Source organism: Streptomyces sp. PsTaAH-124 (genome assembly GCF_000373685.1).
GTDB classification, from domain to species: Bacteria; Actinomycetota; Actinomycetes; order Streptomycetales; family Streptomycetaceae; genus Streptomyces; species Streptomyces andamanensis.
This window is the reverse complement of the sequence record NZ_KB892173.1, coordinates 125,372-146,633: the sequence shown is the minus strand read 5'-3', so window position 1 is coordinate 146,633 and position 21,262 is coordinate 125,372. Positions and strand designations below refer to the sequence as shown.

The following is a 21,262-nucleotide window of genomic DNA, read 5'->3' as shown; positions in this document are numbered from 1 at the left end:
CCCTGGTGCCCAAGGCCGAGGCCGTGCAGTCGATGAAGGACTTCAAGTCCGACCAGGAGGTCCGCTGGTGCCCCGGCTGCGGTGACTACGCCGTCCTCGCCGCCGTCCAGGGCTTCCTGCCCGAACTCGGCCTGGCCCGCGAGAACATCGTGTTCATCTCCGGCATCGGCTGCTCCTCCCGCTTCCCGTACTACATGAACACCTACGGGATGCACTCCATCCACGGCCGCGCCCCCGCCATCGCCACCGGCCTGGCCACCAGCCGCCGCGACCTGTCCGTCTGGGTCGTCACCGGCGACGGCGACGCACTCTCCATCGGCGGCAACCACCTCATCCACGCCCTGCGCCGCAACGTCAACCTGAAGATCCTGCTCTTCAACAACCGCATCTACGGCCTCACCAAGGGCCAGTACTCCCCCACCTCCGAAACCGGCAAGATCACCAAATCCACCCCGATGGGCTCCCTCGACGCCCCCTTCAACCCCGTCTCCCTCGCCCTCGGCGCCGAAGCCACCTTCGTCGCCCGCACCCTCGACTCCGACCGCAAACACCTCACCGAGGTCCTGCGCCAGGCCGCCGCCCACCCCGGCACCGCCCTCGTCGAGATCTACCAGAACTGCAACATCTTCAACGACGGCGCCTTCGACGCCCTCAAGGACAGACAGCGCGCCGACGAGGCCATGATCCGCCTCGAACACGGCCANCCGATCCGCNTNGGNNCNGACGGCNGNCGNGGNGTCGTACGCGACCGGACCACCGGCGACCTGAAGGTGGTCACGGTCACCCCGGAGAACGAGGCCGACATCCTGGTCCACGACGCGCACGCCGCCTCCCCGACCACCGCCTTCGCCCTCTCCCGCCTCGCCGACCCCGACACCCTCCACCACACCCCCGTCGGAGTCTTCCGCGACNTCCAACGCCCGGTCTACGACACCCTCATGGCCGACCAGCTCGACACCGCGGCACAGCAACAGGGCACGGGCGACCTGGCCGCCCTCCTCGCAGGCAACGACACCTGGACCGTCGTCGGCTGAGGACGAGCCGCTTCCTCACGAGGCCCGGACGGCTTCCGTCCGGGCCTCGTCGTACGTCTGCCTGGCCCGCGCCACGTCCGGCATGCGCCGGTGGGTCCACTCGGCGAGGGTGCGCACCTGCTCGGCGGCCTCCCGGCCCAGCCCGGTCAGGGAGTAGTCGACGCGCGGCGGGATCACGGGCCGGGCGTCGCGGTGGACGAGGCCGTCGCGCTCCAGGGTCTGGAGCGTCTGGGCGAGCATCTTCTCGCTGACGCCCTTCTCGCTCACCCGGCCGATGGCGCGGCGCAGCTCGCTGAAGCGGTGCGGCCGTTCCAGCAGCTCGATCAGGACGAGCACGCCCCAGCGGCTGGTGACGTGCTCCAGGACGAGCCGGTACGGGCACATCGCCTCGGCGCTCACGGTCCGGGACGCGGCACCGGTCACTGCGCTTACTGTCATGTAGGTACCTTACTTCAAAGTGGGTACTTTCTTTTGGTTAGCTTCACTCCTAGGGTGGCTGCCAGAGCCACCCACAAGGAGATCCCCTCATGAGCATCGTCGTCACCGGAGCCACCGGACACCTCGGCCGCCTGGTCGTGGAGCAGCTGCTGGAGAAGGCTCCGGCCGAGCAGGTCACCGCCGTGGTCCGCACCCCGGAGAAGGCCGCCGACCTCGCCGAGCGCGGTGTGCGCGTCGCCGTCGCCGACTACAACGCGCCCGAGACCTTCGACGGCCTCTTCGCCGCCGGCGACAAGGTGCTGCTCGTCTCCGGCAACGAGTTCGACAAGGTCCGCGTCCAGCAGCACCAGGTCGTCATCGACGCCGCCAAGGCCGCCGGTGTCGCCCTGCTCGCCTACACCAGCGCCCCCGGCAGCCTGAAGGCCGCCCTCGCCGACGACCACCGCGGCACCGAGGAGGCCCTGCTCGCCTCCGGTCTGCCGTACACCCTGCTGCGCAACGGCTGGTACCACGAGAACTACACCGAGAACCTGGCCCCCGCCCTGGAGCACCGCGCCGTCGTGCACGCCGCGGGTGCCGGGCGGCTCTCCTCCGCGTCGCGCGCCGACTACGCGGCCGCCGCCGTCGCGGTCCTCACCGGCGAGGGCCACGAGAACAAGACGTACGAGCTGGGCGGCGACCAGGCGTGGGGCTTCGCCGAGTTCGCCGCGGAGCTGAGCCGGCAGACCGGCGAGGAGATCGTCTACCGCGAGGTCTCCGTCGAGGAGTTCCAGGCGGTCCTGACCGGCGCCGGGCTGCCCGAGGCGTTCGCGGCGATCCTCGCCGGGGTGGACGCCTCCATCGAGAAGGGCGAACTGGTCGTCGACAGCGGGGACCTGTCCCGGCTGACCGGCCGTCCCACCACCCCGCTCGCCGAGGCGATCAGCGCCGGACTCAAGGGCTGACCCACCGGGCGTTTCCGCGCCGGGCGCCTCCGCCTGTCATGACCGTATGGCGATACGGGCATGACAGACGGGGGTGCCCGGCGCTACCTTCGTGCTGGCCGCGCCGGGACGCGGCCGCGCGGCCTGGCGGCCGGGCATGCCACGAAGGAGGGTCCGTGAGCGAGAAGTCGGCCGGCGAGCGGCGCACAGGACTGCTGAACGGCTTCGCGGCCTACGGGATGTGGGGCCTCGTGCCCCTGTTCTGGCCGCTGCTCAAGCCCGCCGGGGCGATGGAGATCCTCGCCCACCGGATGGTGTGGTCCCTGGTGTTCGTGGTCGCCGCGCTGCTCGTCGTACGGCGCTGGGCCTGGGCCGGGGAACTGCTGCGCCAGCCGCGCAGGCTCGGCCTCATCGTGATCGCCGCCGCGGTGATCACCGTCAACTGGGGCGTCTACATCTGGGCCGTGAACAGCGGGCACGTCGTCGAGGCGTCCCTCGGCTACTTCATCAATCCGCTGGTCACCATCGCGATGGGCGTGCTGCTCCTCAAGGAGCGGCTGCGGCCCGTGCAGTGGGCGGCGGTCGCCACGGGCGCCGCCTCCGTGCTGGTGCTCGCCGTCGGCTACGGCCAGCCGCCGTGGATCTCCCTCTGCCTCGCCTTCTCCTTCGCCACCTACGGCCTGGTGAAGAAGAAGGTGGACCTCGGCGGCGTCGAGTCGCTGGCCGCCGAGACCGCGGTGCAGTTCCTGCCCGCGCTCGGCTATCTGCTGTGGCTGGGCGGGCACGGCGGCGCGACCTTCGCGAGCGAGGGCGCCGGGCACGCCGCGCTGCTCGCCTCCACCGGAGTCGTCACCGCGCTGCCGCTGGTCTGCTTCGGCGCGGCGGCGATCCGGGTGCCGCTGTCCACGCTGGGGCTGCTCCAGTACCTGGCGCCGGTCTTCCAGTTCCTGCTCGGCGTCGTCTACTTCCATGAGTCCATGCCGGCCGAGCGCTGGGCCGGGTTCGCCCTGGTGTGGCTGGCGCTGACCCTGCTGACCTGGGACGGGCTGCGCGCGGCCCGCCGGGCGGCCCAGGCCCGCGCGGCACTCGCCGCGGCGGGCGCCGCACCGGTGAGCGCGGGTGCGGGCGCGGATGGCCGTGCGGGTGCGGGCGCGGGTACGGGTGCGGCGGGCAAGGTGGTGGCGGGACAGCCCGCGCCACTGGCGGACGCCGTTCCGGCACAGGCGCAGGCGCAGACACAGGCGTCGGACTCGGCACCGGCACCGGCACCGGCACCGGCACCGGCACTCGACGCTGCGGCCGAGGGTGCGCGGTCGGCCACGGGCGCGATGGAGGCGTAGACCGGCCGAGCCGGCTCGGGGGGCGGACGCGGGGCCGTCAGGGCGTCGTCCTGTCGTCGGGCCGGGCCGCGCGGGCGCGGTGCGCCCGGACCTTCTCGCGGTTCCCGCAGTGCTCCATCGCGCACCAGCGCCGCCGTCCCGGACGTGAGGTGTCCACGAAGAGCAGGAAGCAGTCGTGCGCGCCGCACTCCCGGACACGGTCGGCGAAGGGCCCGCTGAACAGGTCGATCGCGTCGCGGGCGACGGTCGAGAGCAACTGGGCGCCGGTGGCGCCGGACGCCCAGGCGCGGGTGCCCTCGGGGGTCAGCCGGGAGACGAGGGGCGGCGCGGCGGCGGCCTCGTTGACCGCGTCCAGGTGCGCGCCCCGCGGCGGGCGGCCGTGCGCGCGGTCGGCGGTGAGCAGGAACAGCGCGTCGCGGACGGAGCGCGTCCGCTCCAGCTCGTCCTCGGTGACCGTGAGCCCGAGGCCATCGGCGAGCCTGCTGCGTCCGGCCCAGGTCACGAGGTCGGCGGGCGTGTGCAGCACCTCGTAGCGGGCGAAGGGCCCGGGGCCGCCCGTGGGCAGCAGTTCCAGACACAGCGCGCCCGGGTCGAAGCGGTACGGCTTCCCCTCGTGCGAGACCAGGGTCAGCCCGGGAGCCGGTTCCGGTGACTCCGGTGATTCCGTTGCCTGCGCGTTCATGTAACTAGTATAAGTGGTTACATGACGGAGACACAGATGTCCTCAGCCCGCACACCCGCTCCGGTGCACTGGAAGCTCGTCATCGACGCCGCCGACCCGCACGCGCAGGCCGACTTCTGGGCGGGCGCGCTGCACTACGAACCCGAGGACAACAGCTCCCTCGTCGAGCAACTGCTCCAGTACGGCGCGCTGCCTGCCGAGGCCGCCGTCGAGTACCACGGCCGCCCGGCCTTCCGTGACCTGATCGGCGTCCGGCACCCGGACGATCCGTACGACCGCGAGCGCGGCACCGGGCTGGGGCGGCGGCTGCTGTTCCAGCGGGCGGCCGGTGCGAAGACCGGCAAGAACCGGCTCCATCTGGACCTGCATCCCGGCGCGGACCGGCGGGCCGACGAGGTGGAGCGGCTGTGCGCGCTGGGCGCGCGGGTGCTGCGGGAGGTGAAGGAGCCCGCCGGGCAGTGGGTGGTGATGGCGGACCCGGAGGGCAACGAGTTCTGCGTGCACTGAGCCACTCAGCCACTCAGCCGCTCAGCCACTGAGTCACCGGGCCGCCGGGTCACTGGCCCCGGGCCGCCTCCGCGCGTCGGTCGGGGCCCGAGTTCCGTTGGCCGACGTCTGCCAGCCGAGGTCCGGGCCCGGCTCTGGGGGTCAGTCGGCCGGGCCGGACCCGGACCGCCTGCCGGCCCGCTCGGTGAGGCGCTCCATACGGATGCGGGCGGACTCCAGTTCCTCGATGTCCTCGGTCGCCGGACCGTCCTCGGCGGCCAGCTCGGTCCACAGGCCGAGCAGTTCGCCGCCCAGACGCAGCCCCTCCTCGGGATCACGGACACCCCGCCAGGCGGTGGCCGCGCTGCGGACGTTGCCGTAAGCGCTCTCGGCGTCGTCCGCCGCCCGGTGGATACGGGCCAGGTCGAGCGAGAGCGTGAAGGCGCGCTCGGACTCACCGGCCAGATAGGCGATGTACGCCGACAGCTCCCGCACCCGCAGCACCTCGGGATGCGTCGCGCCCAGCGTGCCGGACGCCTCCGCGACCGTGCGCTCCGCCAGGGCCGCCGCCTCCTCGATCTGCCCGGCGCGCACCGCCTCGTTGACCTGGGCGAGGGGCTCGGCCAGCAGAACGGCGCCGCCCTCACCGGCCAGGGTCCGGGGATCGTCGCCGAGCACGGCCTCGGCCACGGCGTCGAAGCCGCGCGCGGGGGCGGGCCTGGGGTCCGGGTCGAGGCCGGTGACGGACTCGGGGTCGATGACGGGAGCGATGGCGGGCCGGGGGACGGAGACCGGCAGCGGCGCGGGCTCCGCGAGTTCGGGTGCGGGGCCCGGCACGACGGCCGGGCGCGTACCGGTGGTCGCGGCACGCTCCGGGTCCATCACCGGCGGCGGGCCGAAGCTGCCCGTGGGGGCCACCGCCGTGCCGGGCGGCAGGACCGGGGCCGGTGCCGCATCCGAGGCCGCATCCGGATTCGCATTCGGAGCGGGATGCGCGGTCGGGCCCGCGGTCGGTCCGGCGGTCGGCTCCGCCGTCGGGTCCGCTGTCCGGGCAGGGCCCGGCCGGTCGCCGTCCGGCAGGTCGCGCGCGGGGCGCAGCACGAACGTCGGCGACGGCTCCGACGCCCCCTGTGCTCCCCGTGCCCCCTGTGCCTCCTGTGCCTCCTGTGCTTCCGTCGCCCATCGCGGGCCCGAGCGCGGCCCGGATGCCGGTCGCGCCTCCCCCGACGGGCGCGGGAGCCGGCGCAGGACGTGGGTCGGGCCCTCGTCCGGCAGCGGCCGGTTCGTCTCGTAGCGCTCCCGCCGCTCCCGCTGCTGCCCCTGTTCCCGGTGGCCGGTTTCCGGGGCGGGCTCCGGCGGGGGCGGCGCGGTGCGCAGCGGCTGGGCCGTGAACGTGCTGGAGCCGTCGCCGTGGACCCGGAGCGGGACGACGTAGCCGATGCGTTCGTCGGTGACCGTCGCGAGGACGGGACGGCCGGTGGTGAGGGCGATGCGGTGGAGGTGGTTCAGCACGGTCTGCTGGATCTCCTCGCCGGGCGCCGGGTCGACCCGCACCCCGGCGACCGAGGCCCAGGCCCCGGCTCCCCCGCCGTCGCCGTCCCCGGATCCGGCCGTGGACACGGGCACGTGCACGGCGATCGGTGCCGCCGAGGTCGTCGCCGCGCGCGCGGCGCGCTTCTGTTCCCGCTTCTTCTCGCGGCTCAGTCGGTACATCGGCTCCCTCACTCGGATGCGTGCCATCCGGCCCTGCGCGTACTGTCGAGTGTCGCTGCTCGCCTGCGGTTTCCACGTCACCGCGACGTCACAGACTCGCACCAGGAACCGCTGACCTGTGACCGGAGTAACGCGGCGAGCGCCAAGATCGTCGTGGTGACCACGGAGGGAACGGGCATGCGAACAGACATGCAGCAGGGACCGGAGATATGGATCCGCGGGCCGGTGTCCGCCGAGCCGCCCGGCACGGCACCCTCCTATGCCTCGCCCCGGCGCTACTCCTGGGTGGCGACCCACGGCGGCGCGGGTACGACCACGCTCGCGGCGGTCTACGGCGGCCACGACTGCGGACGCGACTGGCCCGCACCCGGCGCACCGCGCTCGGTGCTGCTCGTCGCCCGCACCCACGCGGCCGGTCTCGACGCCGTGGTACGGGCGCTGGAGGCGTTCCGCGGGGGCGGGGCACCGGCCGGGCTCGACCTGGACTCCGTGGTGCTCGTCGCGGACGCGCCCGGCCGGCTGCCGCGCCCGCTCGCGCAGCGTCTTGAACCGATCGAGTCCGTCGTCGATGTGCACCGCGTGCCGTGGGTGGCGGCCTGGCGGCTCGGCGACCTCAGCGGCCCGCCGCCGCGCGAGGCGGAGCCGCTGGCCCGGCTCACCGGCACGGCACGAGCCGCCCGCTGATCTCCGTACGGACGAGCCCCGCAGCCGCGGACGGCCGCCGCGGGCTAGGCGGTGATGTCCTTCGCCGTGAACCGGGCCCATGCCGCCGAGCCGAACACCGCCGCGTACAGCGCCTGGAGCTCCAGGTTCTTCACCAGGTCGTCCCAGTAGACCGGCTGGCGCATGAGATCGGCGAAGGACAGCCAGTAGTGCGGGAAGAGATACGGCTGCACCGCGTGCAGCTGCGGTATCTGGTCGACGATCTGCACGGTGATCAGCAGGCCGACGGTCGTCGCCATCGCCGCGACACCGCTGCTGGTCAGGGTGGAGACGAACAGGCCGAGAGCGGCGACACCGGTCAGGGAGAGGGCGACCACCACGGCGATGAGCAGGGCCCGGCCCAGTCCCTCGGTGAAGGTGATCTCGGTGCCGGAGATCGTCGTCAGGTCGCCCAGCGGGAAGAGCAGCGCGCCCACGGCGAGCGCGGAGACGGCGACCACCAAGGTGGCGGCCAGGCAGAAGACCAGCACCGTGGCGTACTTGGTGAGCAGCAGGCGGGTGCGTCCGGCGGGGGCGACCAGCAGATAGCGCAGGGTGCCGGAGCCGGCCTCGCCCGCGATCGCGTCGCCCGCGACCACCCCCACCGCGAGCGGCAGGAAGAACGGCAGGGTCGCGGCCAGGGCGGTGAAGACCAGGAACAGGCCGTTGTTGGTGATCTGCGCGATGAACGCCGGTCCCTCGCCGCCCCCGCCCGCCGCCCGTGAACCGTCGCCCGTCTCGATCCGGACGGCCACCCCGACGAGGATCGGCACGGCGGCCAGTACGCCCAGCAGGGCGAGGGTGCGCCAGCGCCGGAAGGTGACGGCCAGCTCGTTGCGCAGCAGTCCGAGCGACCACAGCGGGTTCGGCCGGGCCGGTGTGCCCGCCCCGGGTGCGGCCAGGTCCGCCGCTTCAGCCCGCGACATCGAATCCCTCCCCGGTCAGTGCCACGAACGCGTCCTCCAGGGAGGCCCGTTCGACGCCGAATCCGCGGACGCGCACGCCCGCCGTCACCAGGGCCGCGTTCACCTCGGCGAGGTCGGCCGCCGGTGGTTCGCCGGTCACCCGGCCGTCGGTGACGGCGAGGTCGCCGATGCCCTGCTCCTTCAGGACCCGGGCCGCGTCCGCCGTGTCCGGGGTGGTGACCACCAGCCGGCCGCGCGCCCCGGCGGCCAGCTCGGCGACCGCGCCCTGGGTGATCAGTCTGCCGTGGGCCATGACCGCCGCGTGGGTGCACACCTGCTCGATCTCGTCGAGCAGATGGGAGGAGAGGAAGACGGTCGTGCCGTCGGAGGCCAGCTCCCGCACGAGGGAGCGGATCTCCCGCATGCCCTGCGGGTCCAGGCCGTTGGTCGGCTCGTCCAGGACGAGCAGTCTGCGTGGCCGGAGCAGCGCGGCGGCGAGGCCGAGGCGCTGCTTCATCCCGAGGGAGTAGGCGCGGGCCTTCTTGCCGGACGCGGCCGTCAGGCCCACGCGGTCCAGTGCCGCCGCGACGCGGGCGCGGCGGGTGCGCGGATCGGCGGTCGGGTCGGCCGCGTCCTGGCGCAGCAGGTTGTCCCGCCCGGAGAGGAAGCCGTACAGGGCGGGCCCCTCGATCAGCGCGCCCACCTGCGGGAGCACGGTGCGCGCCGACCGGGGCATGGGCCTGTCCAGGACGTGCGCCGTGCCGGAGGTGGGTTCGATGAGGCCCATCAGCATGCGGATGGTGGTGGTCTTCCCGGAGCCGTTGGGACCGAGGAAGCCGAAGACGCTGCCCGCCGGGACGGCCAGGTCGAGGCCGTCGACGGCGAGCTGTCCGCCGCGGTAGCGCTTGGTGAGCGCGCGGGTGCGGATGACCTGGCCGTCGTCCGCGCCGCCGGCACCGCCCCCGCCGGGCACGGGCGCGGCCGTGGCCGCGCCCGGCCGCTCGGCGGACACCTCGTCCATCGGCTTCCCCCCGATCCGTCGTGCTGTCGTGCTGTCGCGCCGTCGTGCTGTCGTGCGTCGTGCCCGGACGCGGCTACTTCGCGGCGTCGGCCGCCTTCACCAGCGCGTCCTTGGTGACGGCGCCGACGTAGACCTTGCCGTCGTCCGTGATCAGCGCGTTGACCAGGCGGGTGGAGAAGACCGTGCCCTTGCCGAAGGAGCCGCTCACGTGGTCGCCGAGCGAGCCGAGGAAGCCGCCCAGGTCGCCGCCCGCGGCGGAGCCGGCGTCGGCCGGGAGGCCGCCCTTGCCGCCGGTGTCGAAGACGGCGATGGAGTTCCAGCCCTCGCCGATGACCTCCGGGCCGGTCTTGTCGAGGCCCTTGCCCCGGGTGAAGTCCTTCCCCGGGGCGAGGCCCTTGTGCGAGGCGCCCGGCGGCAGGGCGTGCTCGCCCGCCTTGCCGTCCTTCTCCTCGGTGATCTTGGCCCCCTTGGGCGGGGTGAAGTCGAAGGTGGAGGAGGCCGGCCGGTCGAAGCTGACCTGGGTGAAGCCCGCGTCCACGACGGCGGCGCCGCCGCTCGCCGGGGTGAGGGTGAACTTGAGCGGCAGCCCGGTGGCGGAGTCCACCGCGATGCTGATCGCCCCGACCGTGGTGCCCGAGGCGTGCCGGGGCTTGATCACCAGCTTGTAGGCGTCCCGCCCGGCGACCTGCGCCGTGCCGTCGACCGTCACCGAGGTGGTGTCGTCGACCGACTTCAGGGCCTCGTCGGCGAAGTCCTTGGGCGTGGCCGGGAGCTTGTCCTTGCCCTCGCTCCTGTCCTTGGCGCCGTCCTGGGGGGCAGTGGAGTGGTAGACCTCGTTGGACTTGCTGTCGTAGCCCCAGACGTCCTTGCCGTTGTGGACGAGGCTGTACTCGGCGGCGCTCTCGACGAGCGAGACCTTCTGCCGGTCCGGGCCGTCGGCCGCGACGCGCAGCGTGTGCGTGCCGGAGGCCAGCTCGGTCAGCTTGGAGCTGGGGTCGGCGGACGAGCCGTCGCCGCCGCCCAGGGCGCCGGAGGCGAGGCTGCTCTCCAGACCGCCGAGGTTCGGCAGCCCGAGGTCGGTGGTGATCTTGACGGTGCCGGACAGGCGCTCGACGTCCGACTTGGCGATCTTCTCGATGAGTTGCTGTGCGGTGATCTTCGGCAGGTCGGGGTCACCGGAGTCGGCGAGTGCCGGGACGAGCCCGATGGTCGCCGCCGCCACCCCCACCACCGCGACCGGGACGCCGTAGCGGGCGGCCTTGCGGCGCGCCGAGGCGCGGTCGCCGGCCTCCGGGGTGTCCCTGGTGTCGTCGGATTCGTACGGTGCCATGTGTGCCTTACCTCCGTCGTCGGCGGCGGCTGCCCGTGTGCACTGCTCCCACCCCAAGCCGCCATTCTCACCCGAATCGGTGAGGAGTGGTGTGGTCCGTGCTTCCATCTGACCAAATCGGCCGCGACGAAGCGTCAGACCGCGGAGCCAACTCCGTGTACGCCTGCGGTATGACACACGAGGGCGGCTTCTCCACCACCCCGTAGGGGTCGGGGTGGAGAAGCCGGCCGGAACCCCCGCCGGGACCGGGTCCGGCCGGGTGGAGAGGCGGGACCGGGGGGTGGAGAGAACCGGCGGGAAGAGGCACGTCGGGCCCGGCCGACCGGGGCCCGATCCGGGGAGGCGGGCCTGGCCGACTCGGCGCACCAGCCGACTCGGCGTACTAGCCGAACCGGTGCACCAGCCGACTCGGTGGACCAGCCGAACCGGTGCACTAGCCGACCCGGTGGACCACCGCGTCGCACAGCTGGAGCAGGGCCACCTTGGCGCCGCACTCCTTCAGCGGGGCCAGCGCGGCCCGCGCCTCCTCGGCGTAGCGGACACTGTCCCGCCGGGCCTGTTCGAGCGCGGGATGGGCGCGCAGCGCGGTCAGCGCCTCGGCGTGCCGGGCGTCGTCGCTCAGGTCGGAGTCGAGCAGTTCGCACAGCGCGATGTCCTCGGCGAGCCCCAGCCGGGCGGCGCGCTCGCGCAGCCGCAGCACCGGCAGCGTGGCGACGCCCTCACGCAGATCGGTGCCGGGGGTCTTGCCGGACTCCCGGGAGTCGGAGGCGATGTCGAGCACGTCGTCCGCGAGCTGGAAGGCGACGCCGAGCCGCTCCCCGTACTGCGTCAGCACGTCCACGACCCTCTCGTCGGCGCCGGACATCATCGCGCCGAACCGGCACGAGACGGCCACCAGCGAACCGGTCTTGCCGCCCAGCACGTCCAGGTAGTGGTCGACCGGGTCCCGGCCGTCCTGCGGCCCGGCGGTCTCCAGGATCTGCCCGGTGACGAGCCGTTCGAACGCGAGCGCCTGGACCCGGACGGCCTCCGGGCCGAGGTCCGCGAGGATCTGGGAGGCGCGGGCGAAGAGGAAGTCGCCGGTGAGGACCGCGACCGCGTTGTTCCAGCGGGTGTTGGCGCTGGCCACCCCGCGCCGCACGGCGGCCTCGTCCATCACGTCGTCGTGGTAGAGCGTGGCCAGGTGGGTCAGCTCCACGACCACGGCCGAGGGCACGATCCCCGGCGCGTCGGGGTCGCCGAACTGGGCCGCGAGCATCACGACCAGCGGCCGGAACCGCTTGCCGCCCGCCTTGACGAGGTGCTGGGCGGCCTCCGTGATGAACGGGACCTCGCTCTTGGTGGCTTCGAGCAGCCCTTCCTCGACAGCCGCCAATCCGGCCTGGACATCGGCTTCGAGAGCCTGGTCCCGCACGCTCAGCCCGAACGGCCCGACGACGGTCACGAGGGGTCTCCTGTCTGCTGGTGTCTGCTGGCGCTTACACGGTTTGTCGATAGGTCGCTGCCATCACTCAAGTCAGCGTATCCGGTCACGTTTCGATCACCGATAGCGCCCACCGATACAGGCCAGGTGGTATCGGATCACGACCGATATGTTTTCGATCACCACGTATGAACAGATATTTATCGACTTGCTCTTTCCTGCCTCTCCCTCGCCACCCCGCCCCCCTTCCACCTTCCCCCCTCCCCCGGCTCCACCTCCCCCAGCCTCCCCCCTCACTCCCCCCACCGCGCCCACTCTCCCCCTACACGCCGCCCGTGCCCACGTACGTACGAACAGGGCCAGGGCCTCACCGACCGTGATGCCCGTCACTTCCAGCCTTACGAGTCCGATTTACCCTTATTAGTATTTCAATTCCCCTTGGGGGCAAATGCTCCTGGCCGGATTATTCCGTGAGCTGCATCACGCGCACCCTCACCCCCCGCCACGGCCCGCCGACCCCCCGCTCCCCGTCCCCCGCAAGCGAGTTGACCCTTGGCAATCGCAAAGGATCAAGCGGCCAAAATGCCCTGGATCAAGGTCAACTAGGACGATGTATGCGTCAGGTACTTGTTCGGGACATGTGCTCTCGCATACGTTCCGGGCCAGTCGAGCGGACGCCGAATCCTGCCAGCGCTCGATGACCACCCACCGACAGCTCATGGCAGGAGCGGGGGACCCAGGTAAGTCGCCGGGCCGGAGCGCCGTACGTCCTACGTCGTACGCCGCGCCGGAACGGCTCGGGGTGAAGCCGTGCTCCAAGGAGCCGGCCGGGCACCTCCCCGCCCGAACCCGACAGCTCACCTCGCAGGCGACGGAGAGGAAATCCCCATGTCTGCACGTCGTCCCAGCCGCTCCCGCGCCGCTCGTCTCGTCCGCACCCTCGCCGTCTCCGGCACCGGTGCCGCGATCCTCGCCCTGCCGCTGATCGGGGCGTCCGGCGCCTCTGCGGCCACCCCGACCGCCGCCACCGCCACCACGGCGAGCACGGTCGCCTACCCGAACAACCTGGACGGCTGGATCCGCGAGTCGCTCGCGGTCATGGCCCAGAAGGGCATCCCCGGCACCTACAACGGCATCCACCGCAATGTGATGCGCGAGTCGTCCGGCAACCCGCTGGCCATCAACAACTGGGACTCCAACGCCGCCGCGGGCATCCCCTCCAAGGGCCTGCTCCAGGTCATCCAGCCGACCTTCAACGCCTACCACGTGGCCGGCACGTCGTTCGACATCTACGACCCGGTCGCCAACATCACGGCCGCGTGCAACTACGCCGCCGCGCGCTACGGCTCCATCGACAACGTCAACAGCGCGTACTGACGGGCAGCCGCGTGCCACCGGCACGCGGCGGGCTCAGACGAACAGACGATCGAGGACGACGGCGACGCCGTCGTCCTCGTTCGACGTGGTGACCTCGTCGGCGACCGCCTTCAGCTCCGGGTGGGCACCCGCCATCGCCACCCCCCGGGCCGCCCACCGGAACATGGGGATGTCGTTCGGCATGTCGCCGAAGGCGAGGGCGTCCCCGGGGCCGAGCCCCAGCCGCGCCGCGGCCAGCGCGAGACCGGTCGCCTTGGTGATGCCGCAGGGCTGGAGCTCGACGGTCCCCGGGCCCGACATGGTCACCGAGGCGAGCGGGCCGACCGCGCCGCGGGCCGCCGCCGCCAGTTCGTCGTCGGACAGCCGGGGATGGCGCAGCAGCACCTTGCTGATGGGCGCGCGCCACAGCTCCTCGCGCCGCCCGACCCGCTCGGCGGGCAGCGTCGGGTGCGGCATGCGGTACCCCGGCTCGATGAGCGTGCGGCCGTCCACGCCGTCCTGGTCGACCGCCGCGTACACCTCCCCCACCTCCGCCTCGATCTTGCCGAGCGCGGTCTCGGCCGTCTCCCGGTCGAGCGTGACCGACCACAGCATGCGGTCGGCCCCGGCGTCGTAGAGCTGGGCGCCCTGGCCGCACACCGCGAGCCCGGTGCCGCCGAGGGACCTCAGCAGCGGGCGGACCCGCGGCGCCGGCCGTCCGGTGACGACGAGGTGCCGGGCACCGGCCGCCGCCGCCCGGCCGAGCGCGGCGCGGGTCCGCCCGGACACGGAGTCGTCGCCGCGCAGCAGCGTGCCGTCCAGGTCGGTGGCGATGAGGGCGTACGCGGGGGCAGCGGATGCGGGCATGATCAGAGAATACGGATCCGCCAGGCGGGTGACGGGCGGAAACCGGACGACGCCCCTCCGCCGTGTCGTCCGGGGACCCCCTCGGACACTGCCCAAGACAGCTGCCTCCCCCGTAACGTGTGGCGCGACCACATGAACGTGTGGCCAGACACCCATGTCCCCCATGGAACACCGGCACACGAAAGAGAGGCAGTACCCGATGCCCCCCTTCGAGGTCCCCGAGGGCGACCCCTTCGGTCCGCACAACCTTCCCTACGGTGTCTTCTCGCGCGCCGGATCGCAGGAGCGGACCGTGGGCGTCCGGCTCGGCGACCACGTCCTCGACGCGGGTGCGGCGGCGCTGGCACTCGGTTCCCCGTACGCCGCCCTGCTCGCGCGGCCGACCCTGAACCCGCTGCTCGCCGCGGGCCGCACCGCCTGGTCGGACGTGCGGCGCGCGCTGACGGCGTGGGTGACGGTGCCCGCGCACCAGGAGACCGTGGCCCCCTTCCTGCACCCGCTCTCCTCGGTGACCCTGCACCTGCCCTTCGAGGTCGCGGACTACGTCGACTTCTACGCGTCCGAGAACCACGCGCGCAACGTCGGGCAGATCTTCCGCCCGGACGCCGAGGACTCCCTCACCCCCAACTGGAAGCACCTGCCGATCGGTTACCACGGCCGCTCGGGGACGGTCGTCGTCTCGGGCACGGACGTCGTACGCCCCTCGGGACAGCGCAAGGGCCCCGCCGACCCCGCGCCCGTGTTCGGCCCCTCGGTCCGGCTGGACATCGAGGCCGAGGTCGGCTTCGTGGTCGGGGTGCCCTCGCGGGCCGGGCAGCCGGTGGCGCTGGCGGACTTCCGTGAGCACGTGTTCGGGCTGTGCCTGCTCAACGACTGGTCGGCGCGGGACGTGCAGGCGTGGGAGTACGTCCCGCTCGGCCCGTTCCTCGGCAAGTCCTTCGCCACCTCCGTGTCGGCGTGGATCACCCCGCTGGACGCGCTGGAGGACGCGCGGACGGACCCGCCGCACCGCACGCACCCGCTGCTGCCCTACCTGGACGACACCGGCGAGGAGCCCGGCGGCTACGACCTGCGGATCTCCGTCGCGATCAACGGCCATACCGTGTCCGAGCCGCCGTTCTCCACGATGTACTGGACGGCCGCGCAGCAGCTCGCCCACATGACGGTCAACGGCGCCTCCCTGCGCACCGGCGACCTGTACGGCTCGGGCACGGTGAGCGGACCGGAGCCCGGCCAGCGCGGCTCGCTCCTGGAACTCACCTGGAACGGTCGCGAGCCGCTCGAACTCCCGGACGGCAAGCGCGCGTTCCTGGAGGACGGGGACGTGGTGACACTGACGGCGTGGGCGCCGGGCGCGGACGGGGTCCGGGTCGGCCTGGGCGAGGTGAGCGGGCGGATCGTGGCGGCGGGCTGAGGGGTCCGGACCCCTTCCCCGGGGACGGCGGAGGGCGCCTCGCAGCACGGACCGGTTGCCGCCGGACCCTGACTCGTGGCGCCCGTCCCCGTCATACTGGCGGTAACGACACGCACCGTCCCGCGGCACCGCCGCGCAGAACGGCCGTACGGGGCCGCCGTACGGCACGCTCCGCGGCCACAGCACCACCACGGCACCACAGCACGGCACCATCCCGCACGGCACCACCGCACGGCACGATCCACCGTACGACCCCACTCCGCCCACCTCCGATCAGGATCCGGAGCCCGTGGCATGACCGTCTGCCTGCTCCTGCTGACCGCCGTCGCGCTGACGGCCGCCGTACCGGTCCCCCGCGCGCTGACGCGGGCGGAGTGGCCCGAGCGGGATCCCGTGGTCGCGCTGTGGGTCTGGCAGTGCCTGGTGGCCACCGTGCTGCTGTGCTGTCTGGCCGCCCTGGTCCTGGGCACCGCGGCCGTCTTCCACACCGTGCGCGACCGGGTGTTCGCGCCCGCGCCGCCCGCCGTGACCGCCGCGTACGACCTGTCGGTGGCGCCCGCGTGGGCCGCGGTCCTCACCCTGCTGCTGGCGTGCGGGGCCGCCTGGACCACCGCGATGCTCGGCCGCGAGGTCGCCGAGGCGCGCAGGCGCCGCGGGCTGGCCCGCGCGCACCTGCGCGAGCGCGCCCCCGACCTGCCCGAGGGGCTGCCCGTGGCCCGCGGGCCGATGCTGGTGCTGGAGGACGAGTACCCCGACGCCTGGTGGATGCCCGGACACCCGCCCCAGCTCATCGTCACCACGGGCGCGCTGCGGCGGCTGACGGGCCACCAGCTCGACGCCGTGCTCGCCCATGAACGCGGGCACGCCCGCGCCCACCACGACTGGCTGCTGCACCTGTCGACCGCGCTGGCGACCGGCTTCCCGCGCGTCCCGCTCTTCGCGCACTTCTGCGACCAGACGCACCGCCTGGTCGAACTGTCCGCCGACGACACCGCCTCGCGCCGCCACGGCCATCTGACCACGGCCCTCGCCCTGATCGAACTCAACCAGCACCGCGGGGTCCTCTCCTGCGCCTCCAGCCACCGCCTGCTGGGCGAGCGCGTGGACCGCCTCCTGGAGCCCCCGCCCCGGCTGGACCGCCGCCGCAGGGCGCTGACCACCACGGTGGCGGCGCTGGTGCCCCTGCTGCCGCTGCTGATCACGTTCGCCCCCGGGCTGACGGCGCTCGGCTGACGGCTACCGGCTGACGGCGGCCAGCTGATGACGCTCGGCTGACGGCGCTCGGCTGACGGTGGCCGCCGGCTGTGCCCGGCCGGGTCCGGCGGACGGCCGCAGCTGGCAGATCTCCCACCACCGGCCCGTGAAAACACAGGTCAGGACCGCTTTCCCGGCGCTCCCGGCTGGCGCAACACTTCAGCAACACGACTTTCCCTACCTGCTCGGTATGGTTCCAGCCATGCCAGCCGCCGACCGCATCCGGGACCACGCCGCCCAGGGCGCCGCGACCACCGTCGCCGCCCACCGGGCCAGGCGCCGGCTGCGCGCCGACCGGGCCAGGCAACTCGCCGACCTGCTGCGCAGACAGCTCCTCACCGGCGCCTTCGCCGACGGCCCGCTCCCCCACGAGGACCTGCTCGCCGCCGACTACCGTGCCTCCCGCAACACCGTCCGCCAGGCCCTGGACCTGCTGCGCGCCGAAGGGCTCGTGGACCGGCTGCCCGGTGTCGGCACGGTCGTCGTCGCCCGCAAGTACCCGCACGGCCTCGACCGGCTGATGGGGCTCGCGGAGACCCTGCGCGAACACGGCCGGGTCAGCAACGAGGTCCGCACCATGGGCCCCGCGCCCGCACCCGCCCCGGTGGCCGAACGCCTGCGCGTCCCGGCCGGAGCGGACGTCCTCTACATCGAACGGCTGCGCCGCCTGAACGGCCTCCCCCTCTCCCTCGACCTCACCTACGTCCCGCTCGACATCGGCACCGCCCTGCTCGACGCCGACCTGGAGAACACCGACGTCTTCCGGCTCCTGGAGACGATCACCGGACGGCCCCTCGGCCATGCCGAGATCACCCTGGAGGCCGTCAACGCCGACGCGCACTCCGCCGCCGTGCTCCAGGCCCCGCGCGGCGCGGCCGTACTGATGCTGGAACGCCTCACGCACCTCGACGACGGCCGCCCGGTGGACCTGGAGTTCATCCGCTTCCGCGGCGACCGCATCACCATGAGCGGCCTGCTGCGCCGCTCCGGCTGACCGCCCCCTCCCCGCCCCCTCTCACCCCTCCCCTTTCGCAGACGGACGACCTCCCGGAGACAGCCATGCCCTTGGCGCCCCAGCGGGCCGACGTGCCCGTGACCATCGACGAGTCGAAGTGCATCGACGGCTGCACGCTGTGCGTGGACATGTGCCCGCTGGACTCCCTCGCCATCGACACCAGCAGTGGCAAGGCGTACATGCACGTCGACGAGTGCTGGTACTGCGGCCCGTGCGCGGCCCGCTGTCCCACCGGTGCCGTGACGGTCAACATGCCCTATCTGCTCCGGTGAGAGGCCCGAACTCCCCATGAGACGCACCCCCGTCGCCCTGACCGCCCTCGCCCTGCTCGCCCCGCTGTCCGCCTGCGCCGGTACCGCGGCGGCCGGTGACGGCGCCACCGTCACGGTCACCGTCGGCTACCAGTCCAGGACCATCAACACCGTCACCGCCGGTACCCTGCTGCGCTCCCTCGGCTCCTTCGAGAAGCAGCTGAACGCCCTGCACGACGGCCACACCTACAAGGTCGTCTGGCAGGACTACGCCACCGGCGCCCCGATCACCGCGCAGATGACCGCCGGGAAGACCGACATCGGCTCCATGGGCGACTTCCCGCTGCTGATCAACGCGGCCCGCGGCAGGCAGCTGGGCCGCCCCACCCGCCTGGTCTCCGTCACCGGCTACAACCTGCGCGGCGGGCTCAACACCATCATGACCGCACCCGGCTCGCCGCTCTCCTCCCTGGCCGGCCTCAAGGGCAGGAAGGTCTCCACGAGCATCGGATCCGCCGCCGACGGCACCCTCGTGCGCGCCCTGCGCCGCGCCGGGCTCGACCCGGACGAGGACATCCACAAGCTCAACCAGCAGCCCGCCGTGGGCGCCTCCGCCCTCGTCGCCGGCAGCGCCGACGCGCTGTCCCAGTTCGTCGCCTGGCCGGGGCTGCTCGCCTTCCAGGGCAAGGCGAAGGCGCTGTACGACGGCGCCCAGCTGAACCTGCCCACCTTCCACGGCGTCACCGCCCGCGAGGACTTCGCGAAGAAGCGCCCCGCCGTCCTGGAGGCGTTCCTCAAGGCCCAGGCCGAGGCCACCGCCTATCTGAACGCCCACCCGGTCGACGCCGCCGAGAAGGTCGCGAAGGCCACCGGGCTGCCCGCCCAGGTCGTCTACCTCTACAACGGCGCCCACGGCATCGCCACCTTCGACCCGGCGCTGAAGCCCCAGTTGGTGTCCGCGCTGAAGCAGGACGTGTCGGTCCTGAAGGACGCCGAGCTCACCGGGGACGTCGACGTGGACGGCTTCGTCGACGACCGGTACGCGCGCCGGGCCCTCGGCGCGGCGTACGCCAAGAGCCTGGCCGCCGTGCCGCCGCCCGCGGTGAGCGAGGCGTGGGACCGGGGCGCCACCCGCACCCGCGCCTTCGCCACGCCGAAGGAGCTGCTGGCATACGTGGCCGCGCACCGCTCCGGCGTCCGCGCCGCGTACGTCCCCGACGCCACCACCGGCACCCTCTGGTTCGCCGACCGGGCCGTCTGGGTCGCCGACGGGGACGCCCTGCTGCCGTTCGTCGCCCCGGCCACCGCACAGGCGTACCTCGGCGCGCATCCGGGCGCCCGCGCGGTCTCCTACGGCCAGGCACTGGAGCAGGCGTCGTGAGCGGGCGGAGCCCGGACACACGCGGCCCGCGCGGCGGGTACGCCCGGTATGCCCGGTACACCCGCGCCGGACGGTACGCGCTGCGCCTCCTGTCCGTGGCCGCCGCGCTCGGTCTGTGGCAACTGCTGACCGGGCTGAGGATCGACGCGTGGCTGCGCTTCTCGCAGTTCCCCACCGTCACCGAGGTCGCGCACGCCTTCGCCGGGCGGGTCCGCGGGGCGGACTACTGGACGGACCTGGCCGACAGCCTGACCCGGATCGCCACCGGCTTCCTGCTGGCGGCCGTCCTGGGCATCGCCGCCGGGGTGCTGGTGGCCCGCTCCCGGCTCGCCGAGGACCTGCTCGGGCCGCTCCTGGAGGTGGTCCGCCCGATCCCGGCCATCGCCCTCGTCCCGGTCGCGATCCTCCTGTTCCCCTCCGACGAGCAGGGCATCGTCTTCATCACCTGCGCCGCCGCCTTCTTCCCGGTGCTGGTCTCCACCCGGCACGCGGTCCGCGCGCTGGCCCCCGCCTGGGAGGAGGCCGTGCGCACCATGGGCGGCGGCCGGTGGCGGGTGCTGGGCTCGGTGGTGCTGCCGGGCGCGCTGCCCGGCATCTTCGGCGGGCTCTCGGTCGGCATCGGCGTGTCGTGGATCTGCGTGATCTCCGCCGAGATGATCTCCGGCGAGTACGGCGTCGGCTACCGCACCTGGCAGGACTACACCGTCGTCGACTACCCGGGCGTCTTCGTCGGCATGGTCACCATCGGTGTGCTCGGCCGGCTGACCTCCACGGCCGTGGAACTCCTCGGCCGCCGTCTGACCCGCTGGCTGCCCGGCGCCGCGCACACCCCCGCCGCCCGGCCCCGCACACGGCGTCCCGCCGCGGCGCCGCCCGCCTCGCCCCAGGTCCCCCATCAGCCCGAGGAGGCACGCGATGAGCACCTCGTCTGAGGCCCGGACAGCGTCGGCGCCCGACGACAGCACCCACCCGGAAGCCCCGCGGACCCCGGGGCGCGGACTCGCGCTCGCCCTCCGCGGGGCCGTGCTCGGCCATCCCGGCGCCACCGCCCTGAGCGGCGTCGACCTGGAGGTGGCGCCCGGCGAGATCCTCACCGTGGTGGGCCCGTCCGGCTGCGGCAAGTCGACCCTGCTGCGCACCCTGGCCGGGCTGCTGGCACCGCTCGGCGGGGAGGTCACCCGGGACGGACGGCCGCTGACCGGCCCCGGAGCCGACCGCGCCCTCGTCTTCCAGGAGGACGCCCTGCTGCCCTGGCGCACCCTGCGGGCCAACGTCGAACTCCCGCTCGCCATCGCCGGGATGCCCCGCGCCGCACGCCGCGAGCGGGCCGAGGCGTGGCTCGGCCGGGTCGGACTGGCCGCGCAGGCACGGCAGTTGCCGCACCGGGTCTCCGGCGGGCAGCGCCAGCGCGCCCAACTGGCCCGCGCGCTGGCCGCCGGGCCGCGCGCCGTCCTGATGGACGAACCCTTCGGCGCCCTGGACGCACAGACCCGGGCCGGCATGCAGGACCTGCTGGTCGAGGTGCTGGCCGGGACCGGCGCGACGGTCGTCTTCGTCACCCACGACGTGGACGAGGCGCTGTTCCTCGGCGACCGCGTGGCCCTGCTCGGCAGCGGCCGGCTCGTCGCCGTACGCGAGGTGCCGCGGCCGCGCGAGCGGGCGGCGCACGACGATCCGGCGCACACCGCGCTGCGGCGCGACGTCCTGTCCTCCCTCGGTACCTGAAA

At 73.5% G+C, this 21,262-nt stretch carries 21 protein-coding genes and 1 riboswitch; of the genes, 13 read left to right on the top strand and 8 right to left on the bottom strand.

The window, feature by feature from the left end:
- The first annotated feature begins 2 nt into the window (after positions 1-2).
- Positions 3-1,034 (top strand): 2-oxoacid:ferredoxin oxidoreductase subunit beta, encoded by a 1,032-nt coding sequence (locus B086_RS0120490; protein ID WP_234029339.1) that lies wholly within the window; start codon positions 3-5, stop codon positions 1,032-1,034.
- Positions 1,035-1,049: 15 nt separating this feature from the next.
- Here B086_RS0120490 and B086_RS0120485 read toward each other — a convergent pair whose 3' ends face one another.
- On the bottom strand, positions 1,050-1,472 hold the full coding sequence (locus B086_RS0120485) for a winged helix-turn-helix transcriptional regulator (protein ID WP_051115874.1): 423 nt from the start codon (positions 1,470-1,472) through the stop codon (positions 1,050-1,052).
- A gap of 89 nt (positions 1,473-1,561) precedes the next feature.
- Here B086_RS0120485 and B086_RS0120480 point away from each other — a divergent pair, with 89 nt between their 5' ends.
- Together B086_RS0120480 and rarD are read left to right on the top strand one after the other, a co-directional pair.
- Positions 1,562-2,416: an SDR family oxidoreductase gene (locus B086_RS0120480; RefSeq protein WP_018568302.1), complete on the top strand. Its 855-nt coding sequence runs from the start codon at positions 1,562-1,564 to the stop codon at positions 2,414-2,416.
- Positions 2,417-2,571: 155 nt separating this feature from the next.
- Complete coding sequence (gene rarD / locus B086_RS0120475) at positions 2,572-3,735, top strand: EamA family transporter RarD (protein ID WP_018568301.1); 1,164 nt, start codon at positions 2,572-2,574, stop codon at positions 3,733-3,735.
- A 37-nt stretch (positions 3,736-3,772) separates the two neighbouring features.
- On the opposite strand, the gene B086_RS0120470 is transcribed toward rarD, so the two are convergent.
- Positions 3,773-4,417, bottom strand: coding sequence for a CGNR zinc finger domain-containing protein (locus tag B086_RS0120470; protein ID WP_018568300.1), 645 nt, complete (start codon positions 4,415-4,417; stop codon positions 3,773-3,775).
- Between the two features lie 21 nt (positions 4,418-4,438).
- On the opposite strand from B086_RS0120470, the gene B086_RS0120465 reads away from it, so the two are divergent.
- Positions 4,439-4,924 carry a VOC family protein gene (locus B086_RS0120465; protein WP_051115873.1) on the top strand — a complete coding sequence of 162 codons (486 nt, stop codon included), beginning with the start codon at positions 4,439-4,441 and terminating at the stop codon, positions 4,922-4,924.
- A gap of 141 nt (positions 4,925-5,065) precedes the next feature.
- Here the strand turns inward: B086_RS0120465 and B086_RS0120460 are convergent, their stop codons facing one another.
- Complete coding sequence (locus tag B086_RS0120460; RefSeq protein ID WP_018568298.1) at positions 5,066-6,616, bottom strand: hypothetical protein; 1,551 nt, start codon at positions 6,614-6,616, stop codon at positions 5,066-5,068.
- 177 nt (positions 6,617-6,793) lie between these two features.
- On the opposite strand from B086_RS0120460, the gene B086_RS0120455 reads away from it, so the two are divergent.
- Entirely contained in the window at positions 6,794-7,300 is a 507-nt protein-coding gene (locus B086_RS0120455) for a DUF6668 family protein (protein WP_037873718.1), read from the top strand.
- Positions 7,301-7,344: 44 nt separating this feature from the next.
- Here B086_RS0120455 and B086_RS0120450 read toward each other — a convergent pair whose 3' ends face one another.
- The 4 genes from B086_RS0120450 to B086_RS0120435 form a co-directional block, all read right to left on the bottom strand.
- Complete coding sequence (locus B086_RS0120450; protein ID WP_018568296.1) at positions 7,345-8,244, bottom strand: ABC transporter permease; 900 nt, start codon at positions 8,242-8,244, stop codon at positions 7,345-7,347.
- Positions 8,231-9,244 (bottom strand): ABC transporter ATP-binding protein, encoded by a 1,014-nt coding sequence (locus B086_RS0120445; RefSeq protein ID WP_018568295.1) that lies wholly within the window; start codon positions 9,242-9,244, stop codon positions 8,231-8,233. Before B086_RS0120445 ends, B086_RS0120450 begins: the two co-directional genes overlap by 14 nt.
- 73 nt (positions 9,245-9,317) lie before the next feature.
- A complete protein-coding gene (locus B086_RS0120440) occupies positions 9,318-10,574 on the bottom strand; it encodes a LolA family protein (RefSeq protein WP_018568294.1) in 1,257 nt (418 codons plus the stop codon).
- Positions 10,575-11,007: 433 nt separating this feature from the next.
- A complete protein-coding gene (locus B086_RS0120435; protein ID WP_018568293.1) occupies positions 11,008-12,018 on the bottom strand; it encodes a polyprenyl synthetase family protein in 1,011 nt (336 codons plus the stop codon).
- Between the two features lie 644 nt (positions 12,019-12,662).
- Positions 12,663-12,881: riboswitch (cyclic di-AMP (ydaO/yuaA leader) on the top strand.
- Between the two features lie 4 nt (positions 12,882-12,885).
- Here B086_RS0120435 and B086_RS0120430 point away from each other — a divergent pair.
- The gene (locus B086_RS0120430; protein WP_018568292.1) at positions 12,886-13,374 is read left to right on the top strand and encodes a transglycosylase SLT domain-containing protein; all 489 of its coding nucleotides are present in this window, start codon (positions 12,886-12,888) and stop codon (positions 13,372-13,374) included.
- 33 nt (positions 13,375-13,407) lie between these two features.
- Here the strand turns inward: B086_RS0120430 and B086_RS0120425 are convergent, their stop codons facing one another.
- Positions 13,408-14,220 carry an HAD-IIB family hydrolase gene (locus tag B086_RS0120425; RefSeq protein WP_018568291.1) on the bottom strand — a complete coding sequence of 271 codons (813 nt, stop codon included), beginning with the start codon at positions 14,218-14,220 and terminating at the stop codon, positions 13,408-13,410.
- A 199-nt stretch (positions 14,221-14,419) separates the two neighbouring features.
- On the opposite strand from B086_RS0120425, the gene fahA reads away from it, so the two are divergent.
- The 7 genes from fahA to B086_RS0120390 all read left to right on the top strand — a co-directional run bounded on the left by fahA (position 14,420) and on the right by B086_RS0120390 (position 21,260).
- Positions 14,420-15,634 (top strand): fumarylacetoacetase, encoded by a 1,215-nt coding sequence (gene fahA / locus B086_RS0120420; RefSeq protein ID WP_018568290.1) that lies wholly within the window; start codon positions 14,420-14,422, stop codon positions 15,632-15,634.
- Between the two features lie 294 nt (positions 15,635-15,928).
- The gene (locus tag B086_RS0120415) at positions 15,929-16,867 is read left to right on the top strand and encodes a M56 family metallopeptidase (protein ID WP_018568289.1); all 939 of its coding nucleotides are present in this window, start codon (positions 15,929-15,931) and stop codon (positions 16,865-16,867) included.
- Positions 16,868-17,090: 223 nt separating this feature from the next.
- Positions 17,091-17,882, top strand: coding sequence for a GntR family transcriptional regulator (locus B086_RS0120410; protein WP_018568288.1), 792 nt, complete (start codon positions 17,091-17,093; stop codon positions 17,880-17,882).
- 65 nt (positions 17,883-17,947) lie between these two features.
- Positions 17,948-18,175, top strand: coding sequence for a 4Fe-4S dicluster domain-containing protein (locus B086_RS0120405; RefSeq protein ID WP_018568287.1), 228 nt, complete (start codon positions 17,948-17,950; stop codon positions 18,173-18,175).
- Between the two features lie 16 nt (positions 18,176-18,191).
- Positions 18,192-19,535 (top strand): ABC transporter substrate-binding protein, encoded by a 1,344-nt coding sequence (locus tag B086_RS0120400; RefSeq protein WP_018568286.1) that lies wholly within the window; start codon positions 18,192-18,194, stop codon positions 19,533-19,535.
- 80 nt (positions 19,536-19,615) lie between these two features.
- Positions 19,616-20,467, top strand: a complete 852-nt coding sequence (locus B086_RS0120395; RefSeq protein WP_037873733.1) for an ABC transporter permease — start codon at positions 19,616-19,618, stop codon at positions 20,465-20,467.
- Positions 20,451-21,260, top strand: a complete 810-nt coding sequence (locus tag B086_RS0120390) for an ABC transporter ATP-binding protein (protein ID WP_018568284.1) — start codon at positions 20,451-20,453, stop codon at positions 21,258-21,260. Before B086_RS0120395 ends, B086_RS0120390 begins: the two co-directional genes overlap by 17 nt.
- Positions 21,261-21,262: the final 2 nt, after the last annotated feature.